This window comes from Vibrio sp. Isolate24, from assembly GCF_022398215.1.
GTDB lineage: Bacteria > Pseudomonadota > Gammaproteobacteria > Enterobacterales > Vibrionaceae > Vibrio > Vibrio coralliilyticus_A.
In genome coordinates this window covers 78,902-93,651 of the sequence record NZ_JAKEUU010000007.1, presented here as the reverse complement: position 1 = coordinate 93,651, position 14,750 = coordinate 78,902, and the positions used below count along the sequence as shown (strand labels likewise).

The window sequence follows — 14,750 nt, the reverse complement described above, 5'->3', positions numbered from 1 at the left end:
CTGACGTAAAAATTGAAATAAGATTCCCAAAAAATCGAGGGTGAGCATGATTAAGAAGATCGGTGTTTTGACAAGTGGCGGTGACGCACCAGGTATGAACGCAGCCGTTCGCGGTGTGGTACGTACAGCGCTATCGGAAGGTTTAGAAGTGTACGGCGTTTACGACGGATACTTAGGCCTTTATGAAGACCGTATCGAGAAGCTTGATCGTTCAAGCGTATCTGATGTGATCAACAAAGGTGGCACTTTCTTAGGTTCAGCACGTTTTCCTGAATTCAAAGAAGTGGCTGTTCGTGAGAAGGCGATTGAGAACCTTAAGAAGCACGGCATCGAAGCATTGGTTGTGGTCGGTGGTGACGGTTCTTACATGGGCGCAAAGAAGTTAACCGAAATGGGTTACCCATGTGTTGGTCTACCAGGGACTATCGATAACGACATTGCAGGTACTGATTACACGATCGGCTATTTGACGGCTTTGAACACAGTAATCGATGCTATTGACCGTTTGCGTGACACTTCTTCTTCTCACCAGCGCATTTCAATTGTTGAAATCATGGGACGCCACTGTGGTGACTTAACTCTGATGTCGGCGATTGCTGGTGGCTGTGAGTACATCATCACTCCTGAAACAGGCTTGGATAAAGAGAAACTGATTAACAACATTCAGGATGGCATCAAGAAAGGTAAGAAGCATGCGATTATTGCCCTTACTGAGCTAATGATGGACGCTAACGAGCTGGCGAAAGAGATTGAAACGGCCACTGGTCGTGAAACTCGTGCTACTGTTCTTGGCCACATTCAACGCGGTGGTCGACCAACGGCATTTGACCGCGTTCTCGCTTCTCGCATGGGTAACTACGCGGTTCACCTTCTTATGGATGGCCATGGTGGTCGTTGTGTCGGTATCCAGAAAGAGCAACTGGTTCATCACGACATCATCGACGCGATTGAGAATATGAAACGCCCTGTTCGTGAAGACCTATACAAAGTGGCTGAAGAGTTATTCTAAGTCGCGATGAATCAAACCAGCCACCCAATCGATGGGTGGCTTTTTTATATCTCGTTTGAGTGCAGTTGGTTATCCATGGCAGAGGCTTTACGCTGTTGTCTCTTTTGGTGGACACCACGCCTCAAAGCTTGAATACGATTTTCCGCCTTATCGACACCCAAAAGAACCATCAGTGTGAGCAAAGTAATGATGACCGATTGGTGCCAGTAACCCAGACCAATCATCATCCCTAATGCTGCGAGTACCCATATCACCGCAGCTGAAGTGACACCATGTATTTTGCCATCTTGTGTCATCATCACCCCTGCACCGAGAAAGCCGACTCCAGTAATGATCTGCCCTAGCACCCTAGCTTGATCTAAAGTGTTGGGAGAAAGAGAAACCGCCATAGACATAAATAAGTAAGTTCCAGCGATGATTAAGATGGATGTTCGGATACCAACAGGCTTGCCACGAGTTTGACGTTCAACGCCAATCAAAATACCGTTGATCGCGCAACATAGCAGTGCAGCCCAGCTAAATGGGCCAAGATGCAGTAAAGGGTCGGGTGTTATATTCATAGTGCTCTCCTAAACTGCGGAGTATGCCGAGCATACTTGGTTTAGGCGAACAAAAGATATTTATCTTGAGGATAAAGCGAATTTAACAACCCGTCGTGGTCAAAACAAAGTTAGGCTCCGCGGCTGAAGTGGCTTCACGGTATTGCAGGTAGCAATTTTGCGTGCATTGGATTGCAAATTAAGTAGGCGAGGCAGGGCCGTGATGGCCAGAATACCCAATACCACAATGACGATAACCAGTTCAATTAGAGTGAAACCTTGTTTGCTTTTCATGACTATTTTTATTCTAAATGGAGATCCAGAGGGGTTTTGCTGGCTCGGCCACCGATTTCGCGCGTTAACTTAGGAACCAGGTAGCCAGACACTCGCTCAATCACACCCGCCATAATTTGCTTCGCTTGCTGATCTGAAATAAAAAAGTGGGCTGCGCCTTGTACTTTATCTAATACATGAATGTAGTAGGGCAGTACACCTGCATCAAATAATGCTTCGCTGAGCGCCACCTGTACATCAACGCTGTCATTGACGCCTTTGAGCATCACTCCTTGATTAAGTAGGGTAACACCTGAACGTCGTAGTGTACTTAAGGCATCTCTTAGTTGCTGATTGATTTCATTGGCGTGATTGATGTGAGTAACCATAATCACTTGCAAACGGGTTGCTGCTAACAGCTCGATCAACGTAGGCGTGATTCGATCTGGAATCACAACGGGCAGGCGAGAGTGAATTCTCAACCGTTTAATGTGTGGAATATCCGCGATCTGATCAACCAACCATTGCAGCTCTTCATCCTTTGCCATCAGAGGATCCCCACCTGAAAGAATGATTTCATTCAGTTCAGGGTGCTGGCGTACATAATCTAGGCTCTGCAACCAGACGGATTTACTGCCTTTATTCTCGTTATATGGAAAGTGGCGACGGAAGCAGTATCGACAGTTGATCGCGCAGCCTCCTTTAACGATCATCAAAGCGCGATTGCGGTATTTATGCAGTAATCCGGGGACTTGGTTATCTTGCTCTTCCAAGGGATCGGTTGAGTAGCCGGGGTGTACCTCAAACTCTTCTGAGAGAGGCAAAACCTGACGCAATAAAGGATCCCACGGATTGCCTTTTTCCATTCGGTCAATAAAACTTTGCGGTACACGCTGGGCGAACAACTTGCGAGCGTCGAAACCACTTCGCCATGGAGAGGGATCGATTTCCAACTGCTCAAGCAGTTTTTCAGGATCAGAGATCCCATTCGCCAGCTGTTTGAGCCAGTTTTGCTCAACAGAATCGACTTTTCGGGTTATGATGTGCGGCATTAAATTTAACTCGAAGAATGGTAAGAGGAAAAAATGGCTACTGTTAGCACGAATGAATTCAAAGGCGGTCTTAAAATTATGCTTGATAATGAGCCTTGTGTCATTCTCGAAAACGAGTATGTAAAACCAGGCAAAGGTCAGGCATTCAACCGTGTTAAAATCCGTAAACTGCTTTCAGGTAAAGTTTTAGAGAAGACATTTAAGTCTGGCGACACAGTTGAAGTGGCAGACGTAATGGATATCGATCTTGACTACCTGTACAACGACGGTGAATTCTACCACTTCATGAACAATGAAACATTCGAACAAATCGCTGCTGACACGAAAGCGGTGGGTGAAAATGCGAAATGGTTGGTTGAAAACGATACTTGTATGCTGACACTATGGAATGGTAACCCAATCGTAGTGACGCCACCAAACTTCGTTGAGTTAGAAGTGACAGAAACCGATCCTGGCCTGAAAGGTGATACTCAAGGAACTGGCGGTAAGCCAGCAACACTGACAACAGGTGCTGTGGTTCGTGTTCCTTTGTTCATCGCTATCGGTGAAGTGATCAAGGTAGATACGCGTACTGGTGAGTACGTTGGTCGAGTGAAGTAAGTTTGGTTTACTGAATAATTTGAAAAAGGTCACTTCGGTGGCCTTTTTTGTTTCTGAGCTAACTTTGATGTGCCACAATTCCTGCCATGTACACAGGGACTAAACTGGTAAGCATGAAACAGTCTTTACGTATTTGGCTAGATGCCGCTCGCCCTAAAACGCTACCATTGGCTCTGGTTTCCATTTTAACAGGTAGTGTTCTCGCGTATTCCACCCATCAGTTTTCTTTAATGATTACTGTGTTGGCGTTTGTGACAGCAACGTTATTGCAAATCTTGTCCAATTTAGCCAATGACTATGGTGATGCTGTTAAAGGCACCGACAACGACAATCGACTTGGGCCAATGCGCGCTATTCAGTCGGGGGCAGTGACACAGACGGATATGAAGCACGCTATTGTGATTAATATCGTCCTAACCATGGTGGCTGGACTGTCTCTGGTCTTTTATGCGCTCGATAGTTTACAAAGTATTCTGGCTTTTATTGGCTTAGGCGTGCTGGCAATTGTTGCTGCTATCGCGTACACGATGGGGAATAAACCTTACGGCTATGTAGGACTTGGTGATGTATCGGTATTTATTTTCTTTGGTCTGCTCGGTGTAGCCGGGACTTTCTTCCTTCACACTGGAATTGTCGCGCCTTTGTTAATCTTACCAGCGGTCGGCTGTGGTTTACTTGCTGTTGCCGTTTTGAACATCAACAACATGCGAGACATAGAAAATGACCAAGAGTGCGGTAAGCGTACCGTTGCGGTTCGTCTCGGTCAGAAAAATGCCAAGCATTATCACAGCGCGTTGTTGGTTGGTGCTTTGGTTGCATTTATTGGTTACCTTATCGTTCAGCCTGTACCTGTCTGGTTGAGTTTGCCCTTTTTATTGAGTGTACTGGTGATTTACAAACATGGCCGAGCGGTATGGCAAGCCAAGAAGCCTGCTCAGATAGCCCCTATGATGCCAGTGGTTGTGAAGTGCTCTCTGGTAACGAACTTATTGTTTGCTGGTGTGGTTATAGCTCAAACTCTGGTCAGTTAATTGAGCCTTGTCATTGCAATGACTTAATGTGTCTATATACTCGATGGAGATGACGAACCGTATGGGAAGGAACACGATGGAATACAATACATCGGCTTTATGCGACATTTACTCAGAGCAAGTGGATGTAGTAGAACCAATGTTTAGCAACTTTGGTGGCAGTGCCTCGTTTGCTGGACAGATCACGACGGTGAAGTGTTTTGAAGACAACGGTCTGATTCGGGAAGTCCTCGAACAGGATGGTTTAGGCCGCATATTACTCATTGATGGTGGTGGCTCATTGCGCCGTGCATTAATTGATGCTGAGCTAGCTTCACTGGCTGAAGAAAATGAGTGGGAGGGCTTAATCGTCTACGGATGTGTACGTGAAGTCGATGAACTGGAAGATATGAGCATCGGAATCCAAGCCCTAGCTTCAATTCCGGCTGGAGCAACTTCCCAAGCAATTGGAGAAGTGGACGTCGCGGTGAACTTTGGCGGAGTCACTTTCTTGCCCGAAGATTATCTATATGCAGACAATACAGGAGTGATTTTGTCGCAAGAGCCGCTTGATGTGGACCTAGATACCGAAGACGATGAACTCAACGTAGACGAATAACAGAATCCAAAAACACCGACTGTCCCGTCGGTGTTTTGCTATATAGCTTGAGCTAAATATTGACGCCTAAGCTTAAGAGCATAAAGATACCCCAGAATGCCTCCGAGAATGTTCCCCACTGCGATACCCGCAAATAGCCCTTCTATGTCATACCAATGACTACCGAGCCAAGCGCAAGGTAAGGTAAAGATGAATAGACGCATAAAGCTCCATTGGAATGCTTTGAGCGGCTCATGGAGTGCGTTTAGCCCGGACACCAGCATCATTACGATTCCCTGAAACCCGTAACTGAATGGCACAACTAGCAAATAGTGCCATAGCAGATCACTCACCGCTTGCTCTTGAGAAAACAGTGCTGCCAGTGGGATGCTCAGTGGAACCATCATAATAAAAATACCGAACTGGAATAGCAGTGAGAAACGCATGCTGAGGAATAGCCCGGCAAAACTACGTTGAGGGTTATTTGCGCCAACGTTTTGAGCGATGAATGGGGTTAAGGTTGAGGTTAATGACATCAATACTATGATGAGAATGGACTCCACTCGTTGAGCTGCACCGTAAGCGGCCACTGCAGCAGTGCCATGACGAGAAAGCAACATCATTAGGATAGCGCCTGAGAGTGGATTCATTGCATTCGATAAAGCGGCAGGTGTGCCTATTTTTAAAATTTGCTGCCAATCTACCCCAAGGGTTTTAAAACATGGCCACGCTAGGAGTTTCTCTCTTTTTATCAGTACATATAGGGATCCGATTAACGCGCCAAACCAGCTCATCGCACTGGCAATGGCCGCTCCCTGAATACCTAACTCGGGGAATGGACCATAACCAAAGATGAGTAAGGGGTCGAGCACACCATTAATTAGACCCGCTAGCATCATGATTTTAGCTGGTGTCTTAGTGTCACCTGTGGCTCGAATCGCACTGTTTCCTGCCATGGGAACGACCAAAAGAGGGATGGTCAGATACCAGATATCCATATACTGATGAATTAAAGGCAGTAGGGTTTGCTGTGCACCAAGAAAAAGGAAGAGTGGTTCGATGGTAAACAGCCCAAGTGTGGAGGCGAGGGCGACAAGTAACACGGCTAACAATAACCCATGAGAAGAAAATCGTGCCGCGATAATAGACTGACCTTGGCCCAGCAAGCGGCCGATATTGGTCGATAATCCCATTCCTATTCCCATAGTGATACAGTTAACAGCGAATGTGACTGGGAAAGTGTAGCTGATGGCGGCTAGCGCTTCTGTCCCCAAAAGAGAAATAAAGAAGGTATCCACCAAGTTGAACATCAGAATGGCCACCATGCCGAAAGTCATCGGAATGGTCATCTGACGAAGCACGAGAGGGATGGGGCCAGTTAAAAGGCCATGTTTATCCTGCATTCGGTACAGCGACTCTTAGGGGAGAAAAGCTGTAGGATACTTGATTGATGTGTGAGACACAAAAAAGGCCAGCTTGCGCTGACCTCTTCGAATTTTTCCTAAAGGAAAATTACGCTTTAGCTGCTGCTGCCGCTTTCGCGATGGCTGCGAAGCTCTTCGCATCTAGAGATGCACCGCCCACTAGAGCACCGTCGATGTCTGGTTGTGAGAAGTATGCTTCAGCGTTCTCTGGCTTAACAGAACCACCGTATTGAATTATTACTTGCTCAGCCACTGCAGCGTCTTTTTCTGCGATTAGAGCGCGGATAGAAGCGTGGATGCGCTGTGCATCTTCAGCTGTTGCTGCTTTACCAGTACCGATAGCCCAGATTGGCTCGTATGCGATGATCGCGTCGTTTAGCGCTTCAACACCGTATGCGTCGATTACTGCGTTGATTTGACGTGCACAAACTGCTTCAGTTTCGCCCGCTTCGTTTTGAGCTTCAGATTCACCGATACAGAAAACTGGCTTCAGGCCGTTCTCTTTTAGGAAAGCAAATTTCTTCGCGATGAACTCGTCAGATTCGTTGTGGTATTCACGACGCTCAGAGTGGCCGATGATGATGTGAGAAGCACCGAAATCCTTCAGCATTTCTGGAGACATATCGCCAGTGAATGCACCGCTGTTGTTTAGGTCAGTGTTTTGAGCACCTAGGATGATCTTGTTACCGCCTTCAGCGATAACACGTTCAGCTAGATCGATGTAAAGCGCTGGTGGAGCTACTGCTACGTCAACACCTTCCACACCTTCAAGTTCTGCGTTCAGGCCAGTTAGCAACTCTTTTACCATTGCTTTACTGCCGTTAAGTTTCCAGTTACCCATCACTACAGGACGACGCATAGGAATATCTCCCTTTGTATTTAATGTAAGTTCATTAATGTAAAAAATCTTCGTAGGAATATAACAGATTACACCAACCAAATCATGACTAGTATCATGTCTTGTTCGGTTCTGGATGATTGGATGCCGCTGTGACAACTCATAATTGGTATAAGCTTTGCTGTACTGAGTGATCCATAAAGCATTATGCTGGTTTTACGCTCGGAAACAGCAGCGGAAATTGGTAATAGTGTCTGAGTATTTTTAATGATTATTTGAAACTCTCTTACATTTGAGGACAGCTATGCCAAATCTAGTGATGGAATACTCTAACTCTGTTGATGAACGAGTTAACGTACAGGGATTATTGGAAGATCTACATCAGGTCGCCCTTCACAGTGGGTTGTTCGATGCCTCTTCGGTGAAGTCTCGAGCTTTGCGATGTCATCATTGGCTAGTGGGAGAGGCTGGTGATAATGTCGACTTCATACATATCAGCTTTGATTTACTTGGTGGACGAACGGCGGAGCAAAAGCGTGAGCTATCACGTCAGCTGATGGGAGTTCTGCAAGATCAAGCAAGCCATGTGCATAGTTTGACAGTCAATATCCGGGATATGGATAAAGAATGTTTTCAAAAAGTGGTCAATTAATAGTTTTGGCGGTTTAGGTAAGTCATCATGTCAATGAAAGAGTTGCTGCTTTCGTTTCAAGGTCGAGTAGGGCGCAAAACCTACTGGATATGGAATATCATATATTACGTGTTAATTGTTGGCTTTGCTGCCGGAGTGAATGCGTTGTTGCCAAGTATGGCGCATTTGCTGTTGCCGTTATTTTTGATTGTAGTCTTGCTCCCAGATCTCGCTATTACTGCCAAACGCTGGCATGACAGAGGCAAATCCAGTTGGTGGTTATTACTGAATGTGCCATTAATCATTGGCCGCATGACAGTCCCAGCAGGAGACCCGGCTCAGATGACGCAACCAACCACATTACAAGCCGTGAGTTCTTTAGCGGCCTTAGTGTGTGGTGTTTGGATTCTTGTGGAGTGCGGTTTCCTCAAGGGAAACCAAGGCAATAACCAGTATGGTGTAGAGCCTAAATAGAACATGAATAAGAGAAAAGGCTAGAATCAGGGATGATGCCATGACATCAACCCTGATCATTATCTCGCGACCCTCTATTCTGTAAACAGTGTTTCGTATTTTACAAATGCGGTTTGTGTTTCCCCATAATATAGCGTGCCGTCAGATTGAATTGCCACTCTCAACCAGCTGTCTGTTGATGTGGGTTTAGGTAACGTAATATACCAATTTTGCCCTGCTTGATCGGCTGGCTCCATATTGATTGGTTGCGCATTCTGCTCTTGGCTGTCGACCAAAGAAAGCTTAACGCCTTCGAGAGCATGAGCTGAATGAAGTGACAATTCAAGATTTTCATCGGTGAGCTTTTCTGAGCGGAACTTGACCTTAAAGTCTCCATTTTCCATATCGCACAAACCACTGGTGTAGCGACAGTTTGATTTGCTGACCAGTTTGTAGCTCTGGCCTTCTTTGGCTGCATGGGGTTTTTCGCTGACTGCCATATCAGTGCCGAAATAGGCAATAATGGACAGAATCGGTGCAATCAAAAGAGCGACAATAAAGTGCTTATTTTTGAACATCTTGGCTTCCTTGCGACAACATTTCGAAACTACGGTAACTGAATTAAGAGCAATAAAAAAGCCCCGGACGGGTCGTCCCGTGAGGGGCTTTAGTCATTAAGTGTAGATTAGTGATCTACCGCATCTCCAGCGCCTGCTGGAACACGAACGTGTTCGACCAAATCTTTCACTTCTTGTGGTGTTTCTGCCGTAACTTTCGATACCGCGAATGCCACTAGGAAGTTGAATAGCGCACCGATAGCACCGAAGGCATTCGGTTCGATACCTAGGAACCAGTTGCTGCCCCAGCTTTCTAGGTATTTCCAGTCAGCGATGAACAGGATGCCTTTGTGTTGGAATACGTAGAATAGAGTGATTGTGATACCTGCAATCATGCCGGCAATCGCGCCTTCCTTGTTGATGTTCTTACTGAAAATACCCATCATCAAGGCAGGGAAGATGGACGAGGCAGCCAGACCGAAGGCCAGTGCCACCGTACCTGCGGCAAAGCCAGGCGGATTGAGCCCCAGATAACCGGCGACAGCAATCGCGACTGCCATGGATATCCGGCTGGCCAGTAACTCTTTCTTCTCAGAGATGTTCGGATTTATCACACCTTTGATTAAGTCATGAGATATTGCTGACGATATCGCGAGTAGCAGACCTGCAGCGGTAGACAGAGCGGCGGCTAAACCACCCGCAGCAACCAGTGCAATAACCCAGTTAGGTAGCTTGGCTATTTCTGGGTTCGCCAGAACCATGATGTCACGGTCGACTTTCAGTTCATTGGTTTCAGCATTTGAGGTGTATTGGATGTTGCCATCGCCGTTCTTATCATCAAAGCCAAGTAGGCCAGTTTTTTCCCAGTTTTTGAACCAGTCAGGGCGCTCATCATAAGCAAGGTTCTGACCTGGAGCTGGGTTAACTGTATCCATTAGGTTTAGACGTGCCATTGCAGATACCGCAGGTGCAGTGGTGTACAGAATCGCGATAAAGACGAGCGCCCAGCCTGCTGAAGTGCGTGCATCACGTACTTTCGGTACTGTGAAGAAACGGATGATAACGTGCGGTAGACCCGCAGTACCAATCATCAGAGACATGGTGTAAACAAACATGTTCAAGGTATCGCCGCGCACCTGAGTCGTATACTCGCTAAATCCGAGCTCAGTCACCACCTGATCAAGCCGATCGAGCAGATAGACGTCCGTTCCAGCCATGGTACTACCTAGGCCCATTTGTGGAATTGGGTTTCCTGTTAGCTGTAGCGAGATAAAGATAGCAGGAATGGTGTACGCCAGAATAAGTACACAGTACTGAGCAATCTGCGTGTAGGTAATGCCTTTCATGCCGCCCATTACCGCGTACATGAATACAATACACATACCGATCAGTAGACCTGTTGAGTAATCTACTTCAAGGAATCGACCGAAGGCAACACCCACCCCTTTCATCTGACCGATTACGTAAGTCACTGACGCGATAATCAGACACACAACCGCAACAATACGTGCCGCATTGGAGTAGAAACGCTCACCAACGAACTCAGGTACTGTGAACTTGCCAAATTTACGTAGGTAAGGTGCTAAAAGCAGAGCGAGTAGTACATAGCCGCCTGTCCAGCCCATCAGGAATACGGAACCACCGTAACCCATGAAGGCGATAAGGCCTGCCATTGAAATGAAGGAAGCTGCTGACATCCAGTCCGCAGCGGTTGCCATGCCGTTGGCAATCGGGTTAACCCCACCACCCGCGACATAGAACTCTTTGGTTGACCCCGCACGTGCCCAAATAGCGATACCGATATAAAGGACAAAAGTGGCACCGACAACGAGGTAAGTGATTGTTTTCAAATCCATCTGAACTGCTCCTTACTCGTCCACATTAAATTCGCGATCGATTTGGCGCATTTTCCACGCGTAGTAGAAAATAATGCCTAAAAAGGTATAGATGGAACCTTGTTGTGCAAACCAGAAGCCCAGTTTGTAGCCACCTATCTGAAATTGGTTAAGTACGTCGACAAATAAAATGCCGCAGCCAAAAGAAACGACAAACCAGATCACCATCAAGCTGATCATCAGTTTTACGTTTTTGTCCCAGTAGGCTTTGGCTCGTTCCTGACTTTCAAACGCCATTGCCGCCTCCTTATGATTGGTATTGTTAATAAAATGTTTCACTTTCTACCTTAGCAAGGTGCTGGCAAGAACTCTTTTCAACTTTAGTCGCGTAGGGAAAAACAAAAAGCGCCTATAAATAAGGCGCTTAGTATTTAAGTGATAGATTTTTGTGATGTTAATCTTGTGTTAAATTAGCCAAAGGTCTAATGATTTGTTGATGACTTTATAAAATAATTCAACCTAGGTAGAAATCTTTGATGCCTAGAAGCAGGTTGTTCAAAGCCACTGCGGCAAGGATCAACCCCATGACTCGGCTGATGATCGCAGCGCCGACATTGCCAATCCATTTCTGGATATGTGTCGCGCCAAGTAGCAAGAGTAAGGTGATCAACAGAACACTCACCATCACCGCTGCGGTGATGCCTTGGTCGACCAAAGAATAACGATGATTGTCAGTCAGCATTACGATCGCCATCATTGCTCCTGGAGAGGCAATCGAAGGGATCGCAAGTGGGTAGACGGCTAAGTCAGCTAGATCGGAGTGGCTGACTTCTTCAGAAAGCTTAGTTTCCTGTTCCGGTTTAGATTCACCAAAAATCATTGTTAGAGCGAACAGCAAGAGTACTAAGCCACCTGCTGCTTGAAATGCAGGCAGAGGAATCTGCATGGCTTCCAGTAAGAGCTGACCGGCCATAAGGAAGAACAGAAGTACGCCTGTTGAGATACCTACCGCTTTGAGCGCCACTAAACGGCGTTGTTTGGCTGTGAGGTGCTGAGTTTGAGATAAATAGACCGGAACGGAACCAATCGGATCGATGACGGCCCAGAGAACGACAAATTGAGTGATCAATACGCTAAGCAATGATGTGACTCCCAGAGTTAGTGAAACAGAGGGATAAATAAGTCGATCAGATGACCGACTTGACTATCTTAGCAGAGAAATGATCGAGATAGGATGAAAATTAAGCTTCAGATTCTAGCTGCTGAAGTAAAATTACAGCCTGAGTACGGTTTTTAACACCTAACTTTCTAAAGATCGCGGTCATATGGGCTTTTATCGTGGCTTCAGATACATTTAACTCATAAGCAATCTGCTTGTTTAGCAAACCATCAGATAGCATTCCGAGTACTTTGTATTGTTGTGGCGTTAAAGTGGAAATTTTCTCTGCTAAGTCATTGCAAGCCGCGTTGTTAGTGATGGAACCTTCTGGAAAGAAAGGCTCGCCATTCAAGACCTGATTCAATGCGCTGACCAATTCGCGCATGTCACTCGACTTAGGGATAAAACCAAACGCGCCATGGCTTTTGACCTGAGTGACGACGGAAGGCTCTTCACTGGCCGATACGACCACAATCGGCATATCTGGGTACTCTGCCCGTAGCTGAATCAATCCAGACATTCCATTAGCGCCGGGCATTTTTAGATCAAGCAGCAGAAGATCGGGCTCGTCTTCCTTGGCAAGAACGGCCAAAAGGGCTTCAAGGGAATCCGCTTCCAATAAATTGGCACCACTAACCGCCATGTGCACAGACTGAAACAGTGCATTACGAAATAAGGGGTGATCGTCGGCGATGATAATGGTGTAAGTCGAGTCCATGACGTTAACTGCTTTTGAAAGTTTGCTTAATGGAATTATTGTCACCTTTGAGAGTATGGACAATATTCATACCCTAAAAGTCTGAACTGTATCGGGTTTTATCACCAAATTGCATATATATAAACAACAGACAAAAACGCCAGTCTGATGACTGGCGTAAAGTGAAGCTTAAGTTGGCTATAAGCTATTGGCATTGATATGTTGCAAAAATGGCTCTGCCTGCATAAATCCGGTCACTCTGGCATTGGAGACATGTTGGCCGCTGGCATCCCAAAACTCTATGGTTGGCAGGCCAAGTACATTCATCTCTTTCAGCAGCTCGATATCTTGCGGCAGGTTCTTGGTGACATCTGCTTGTAACAGCACAAAATTACGTAGCTTCGCTTCCACATCAGGCTGGTGGAAGGTGTATTTTTCGAACTCTTTACACGCCACACACCAGTCAGCATAGAAGTCGAGCATCACAGGTTTGCCCGCCAGCTTAGCTTGTTCCAACTGGCTGTTGAGATCATCCACGGTGGTAATGCGTGTAAATTGAATACTAGGCTGCGCTTGTTCTGTATGACCACCAAACCAGTAGTTGAGTGCGGGTTGCGCTGAGGCGAATAAGCCAAGAACCGCAATGATACCGACCGCACTTTGTTTCCAGCCACCAAATGGCAGTGAGTTTTTAACATGGTATAGCCAGCCAAAAGCAGCTAGACCAAGTGCGGACCACAGTCCGGTCGCCCAAGTTTCTGGCAGGATACGCTCAAGTAAGAAGATCGGTGCAGCAAGCAGAATAAAGCCAAACAGAGTCTTTACTCTGTCCATCCAGTTACCGGCTTTTGGCAGCAGTTTGTTGCCAAACACCGCAACCAGCATCAGTGGAATGCCCATGCCCAGCGCGAGAGCGTACAGTGCGACGCCGCCTGTGAGCAAGTCACCGCTTTGTGCGACATAGAGTAGCGCACCTGAAAGTGGCGCTGTGGTACAAGGTGAGCAGACTAATCCAGAAATCGCACCCATGGCAAACACGCCCAGTGAGCTGCCGCCTTGTTGTTTGTTGCTCAAATTATTCAGCCATGTCTGTACCGCACTTGGCAGCTGAATGGTGTAGGCACCAAACATCGACAGCGCTAGGGCGACAAACATGACGCTCAAACCAATCAGGACATAAGGATGTTGCATAGCGGCCTGAAACTGCATACCTGCAGAGGCGACAACCAATCCTAATAAGGTGTAGGTGAGAGCCATCCCTTGAACGTAAATAAACGCTAAGCCTAATGCTCGGCCGTGGCTCAGTTTGCCGCTGCCAAGCACAATACTGGTTAAAATCGGATACATCGGCAGCACGCATGGCGTAAACGCAAGGCCAACACCCAGCGCTAAAAACAGTAATGGTGTCCACCAGCTATCACTTAGACTGGATGCTAGGCTCGACTCCTGAGAAACCGGCTGTGACGGCTTGGCTGGAGTGTCTGTTGGTGCAGAACTTGTGCTGCTTGATGGCGCCGATTGGTCACCAGCGCTGGATTGGAAACTGGTTAAGTCAACCACGCGAGTCTCTGGCGGGTAGCAAAATCCAGCTTTTGCACAGCCCTGATACTGGACAATCAGACGCGCGCCATCCTGATAATCGGCCAAAGGCACTTCGACAAACAAAGGCGTGGTATAAATGTTTACCTCACCGAAAAACTCGTCTTTGTAGGGCTGACCGTCTTCCATTTTCAGCTCGCCTACCGTGACATTTTCGCCGCTGACCGATAAACGGTGCTGGTAGAGGTAGTAATCCTGTTTGACTTGCCAGTCGAGGAAAACCTTATCGCCTTGCTGATAGGCGTTAAACGGGAAAGCTTGATCGACAGGGACAAACGTATTGCTCTGATTTCCGAAGCTTGGTGCAGAGTTAGACTGCTCGAAAAGCGCCATAGCAGGGGCAGAAGCTACAGTCAGACATAATAAAATCAGTGAAAAGACGGCACGCATAGAAAAGTCACTTGAGTTAAATTTTCATCATTTTAACTCAATCAGACAGGGGAAAGGGGGAATAAGTTTCATACTCCGACAAATAT

Annotated in this window: 16 protein-coding genes and 1 pseudogene; 6 read left to right on the top strand and 11 right to left on the bottom strand. The window is 46.7% G+C overall.

The window, feature by feature from the left end; translation table 11 throughout:
* Window positions 1–46: 46 nt before the first annotated feature.
* Window positions 47–1,009, top strand: a complete 963-nt coding sequence (gene pfkA, locus L1D23_RS19160; protein WP_239838616.1) for a 6-phosphofructokinase — start codon at window positions 47–49, stop codon at window positions 1,007–1,009.
* Window positions 1,010–1,053: 44 nt separating this feature from the next.
* On the opposite strand, the gene L1D23_RS19155 is transcribed toward pfkA, so the two are convergent.
* The 3 genes and pseudogenes from L1D23_RS19155 to epmB form a co-directional block, all read right to left on the bottom strand.
* Entirely contained in the window at window positions 1,054–1,569 is a 516-nt protein-coding gene (locus L1D23_RS19155; RefSeq protein WP_239838617.1) for an MgtC/SapB family protein, read from the bottom strand.
* 156 nt (window positions 1,570–1,725) lie between these two features.
* Window positions 1,726–1,842 (bottom strand): annotated as a pseudogene (locus L1D23_RS19150) (prepilin-type N-terminal cleavage/methylation domain-containing protein); the annotation flags it as partial.
* 8 nt (window positions 1,843–1,850) lie between these two features.
* Window positions 1,851–2,873, bottom strand: a complete 1,023-nt coding sequence (gene epmB / locus L1D23_RS19145) for an EF-P beta-lysylation protein EpmB (protein ID WP_239870656.1) — start codon at window positions 2,871–2,873, stop codon at window positions 1,851–1,853.
* Window positions 2,874–2,906: 33 nt separating this feature from the next.
* Between epmB and efp the strand changes: the two genes are divergently transcribed.
* The 3 genes from efp to rraA all read left to right on the top strand — a co-directional run bounded on the left by efp (window position 2,907) and on the right by rraA (window position 5,102).
* Complete coding sequence (gene efp / locus L1D23_RS19140) at window positions 2,907–3,473, top strand: elongation factor P (RefSeq protein ID WP_239838620.1); 567 nt, start codon at window positions 2,907–2,909, stop codon at window positions 3,471–3,473.
* 113 nt (window positions 3,474–3,586) lie between these two features.
* Complete coding sequence (locus tag L1D23_RS19135; protein WP_239870653.1) at window positions 3,587–4,504, top strand: 1,4-dihydroxy-2-naphthoate polyprenyltransferase; 918 nt, start codon at window positions 3,587–3,589, stop codon at window positions 4,502–4,504.
* Between the two features lie 76 nt (window positions 4,505–4,580).
* A complete protein-coding gene (gene rraA, locus L1D23_RS19130; protein ID WP_239870650.1) occupies window positions 4,581–5,102 on the top strand; it encodes a ribonuclease E activity regulator RraA in 522 nt (173 codons plus the stop codon).
* A 38-nt stretch (window positions 5,103–5,140) separates the two neighbouring features.
* Here the strand turns inward: rraA and L1D23_RS19125 are convergent, their stop codons facing one another.
* Window positions 5,141–6,484, bottom strand: coding sequence for an MATE family efflux transporter (locus L1D23_RS19125; protein ID WP_239870647.1), 1,344 nt, complete (start codon window positions 6,482–6,484; stop codon window positions 5,141–5,143).
* A 109-nt stretch (window positions 6,485–6,593) separates the two neighbouring features.
* Window positions 6,594–7,364 (bottom strand): triose-phosphate isomerase, encoded by a 771-nt coding sequence (gene tpiA, locus L1D23_RS19120; RefSeq protein ID WP_239838624.1) that lies wholly within the window; start codon window positions 7,362–7,364, stop codon window positions 6,594–6,596.
* A gap of 283 nt (window positions 7,365–7,647) precedes the next feature.
* Here tpiA and L1D23_RS19115 point away from each other — a divergent pair, with 283 nt between their 5' ends.
* Complete coding sequence (locus L1D23_RS19115) at window positions 7,648–7,995, top strand: 5-carboxymethyl-2-hydroxymuconate isomerase (protein ID WP_239870644.1); 348 nt, start codon at window positions 7,648–7,650, stop codon at window positions 7,993–7,995.
* A 27-nt stretch (window positions 7,996–8,022) separates the two neighbouring features.
* Complete coding sequence (locus L1D23_RS19110) at window positions 8,023–8,448, top strand: DUF805 domain-containing protein (RefSeq protein WP_239870641.1); 426 nt, start codon at window positions 8,023–8,025, stop codon at window positions 8,446–8,448.
* A 74-nt stretch (window positions 8,449–8,522) separates the two neighbouring features.
* On the opposite strand, the gene L1D23_RS19105 is transcribed toward L1D23_RS19110, so the two are convergent.
* From L1D23_RS19105 to L1D23_RS19080, 6 genes are all read right to left on the bottom strand, one after another.
* Entirely contained in the window at window positions 8,523–9,005 is a 483-nt protein-coding gene (locus L1D23_RS19105) for a hypothetical protein (protein WP_239870639.1), read from the bottom strand.
* A gap of 107 nt (window positions 9,006–9,112) precedes the next feature.
* Window positions 9,113–10,840, bottom strand: a complete 1,728-nt coding sequence (locus L1D23_RS19100; protein WP_239870636.1) for a sodium:solute symporter family protein — start codon at window positions 10,838–10,840, stop codon at window positions 9,113–9,115.
* A gap of 12 nt (window positions 10,841–10,852) precedes the next feature.
* Window positions 10,853–11,116 (bottom strand): DUF4212 domain-containing protein, encoded by a 264-nt coding sequence (locus tag L1D23_RS19095; RefSeq protein WP_239870633.1) that lies wholly within the window; start codon window positions 11,114–11,116, stop codon window positions 10,853–10,855.
* 217 nt (window positions 11,117–11,333) lie between these two features.
* Complete coding sequence (locus L1D23_RS19090) at window positions 11,334–11,960, bottom strand: MarC family protein (protein WP_239870629.1); 627 nt, start codon at window positions 11,958–11,960, stop codon at window positions 11,334–11,336.
* A gap of 100 nt (window positions 11,961–12,060) precedes the next feature.
* Complete coding sequence (locus L1D23_RS19085; protein ID WP_239870626.1) at window positions 12,061–12,696, bottom strand: response regulator transcription factor; 636 nt, start codon at window positions 12,694–12,696, stop codon at window positions 12,061–12,063.
* A 177-nt stretch (window positions 12,697–12,873) separates the two neighbouring features.
* Window positions 12,874–14,664: a protein-disulfide reductase DsbD gene (locus L1D23_RS19080; RefSeq protein ID WP_239870624.1), complete on the bottom strand. Its 1,791-nt coding sequence runs from the start codon at window positions 14,662–14,664 to the stop codon at window positions 12,874–12,876.
* Between the last annotated feature and the right edge of the window lie 86 nt (window positions 14,665–14,750).

Excerpts from the sequence above, each read along its gene's own strand:
- L1D23_RS19105 (WP_239870639.1), bottom strand. The coding sequence starts at position 9,005 with ATGTTCAAAAATAAGCACTTTATTGTCGCTCTTTTGATTGCACCGATT.
- L1D23_RS19110 (WP_239870641.1), top strand. The coding sequence starts at position 8,023 with ATGTCAATGAAAGAGTTGCTGCTTTCGTTTCAAGGTCGAGTAGGGCGC.
- efp (WP_239838620.1), top strand. The coding sequence starts at position 2,907 with ATGGCTACTGTTAGCACGAATGAATTCAAAGGCGGTCTTAAAATTATG.
- L1D23_RS19095 (WP_239870633.1), bottom strand. The coding sequence starts at position 11,116 with ATGGCGTTTGAAAGTCAGGAACGAGCCAAAGCCTACTGGGACAAAAAC.
- tpiA (WP_239838624.1), bottom strand. The coding sequence starts at position 7,364 with ATGCGTCGTCCTGTAGTGATGGGTAACTGGAAACTTAACGGCAGTAAA.
- L1D23_RS19115 (WP_239870644.1), top strand. The coding sequence starts at position 7,648 with ATGCCAAATCTAGTGATGGAATACTCTAACTCTGTTGATGAACGAGTT.
- rraA (WP_239870650.1), top strand. The coding sequence starts at position 4,581 with ATGGAATACAATACATCGGCTTTATGCGACATTTACTCAGAGCAAGTG.
- L1D23_RS19100 (WP_239870636.1), bottom strand. The coding sequence starts at position 10,840 with ATGGATTTGAAAACAATCACTTACCTCGTTGTCGGTGCCACTTTTGTC.
- L1D23_RS19080 (WP_239870624.1), bottom strand. The coding sequence starts at position 14,664 with ATGCGTGCCGTCTTTTCACTGATTTTATTATGTCTGACTGTAGCTTCT.
- epmB (WP_239870656.1), bottom strand. The coding sequence starts at position 2,873 with ATGCCGCACATCATAACCCGAAAAGTCGATTCTGTTGAGCAAAACTGG.
- L1D23_RS19085 (WP_239870626.1), bottom strand. The coding sequence starts at position 12,696 with ATGGACTCGACTTACACCATTATCATCGCCGACGATCACCCCTTATTT.
- L1D23_RS19125 (WP_239870647.1), bottom strand. The coding sequence starts at position 6,484 with ATGCAGGATAAACATGGCCTTTTAACTGGCCCCATCCCTCTCGTGCTT.
- L1D23_RS19155 (WP_239838617.1), bottom strand. The coding sequence starts at position 1,569 with ATGAATATAACACCCGACCCTTTACTGCATCTTGGCCCATTTAGCTGG.
- pfkA (WP_239838616.1), top strand. The coding sequence starts at position 47 with ATGATTAAGAAGATCGGTGTTTTGACAAGTGGCGGTGACGCACCAGGT.
- L1D23_RS19135 (WP_239870653.1), top strand. The coding sequence starts at position 3,587 with ATGAAACAGTCTTTACGTATTTGGCTAGATGCCGCTCGCCCTAAAACG.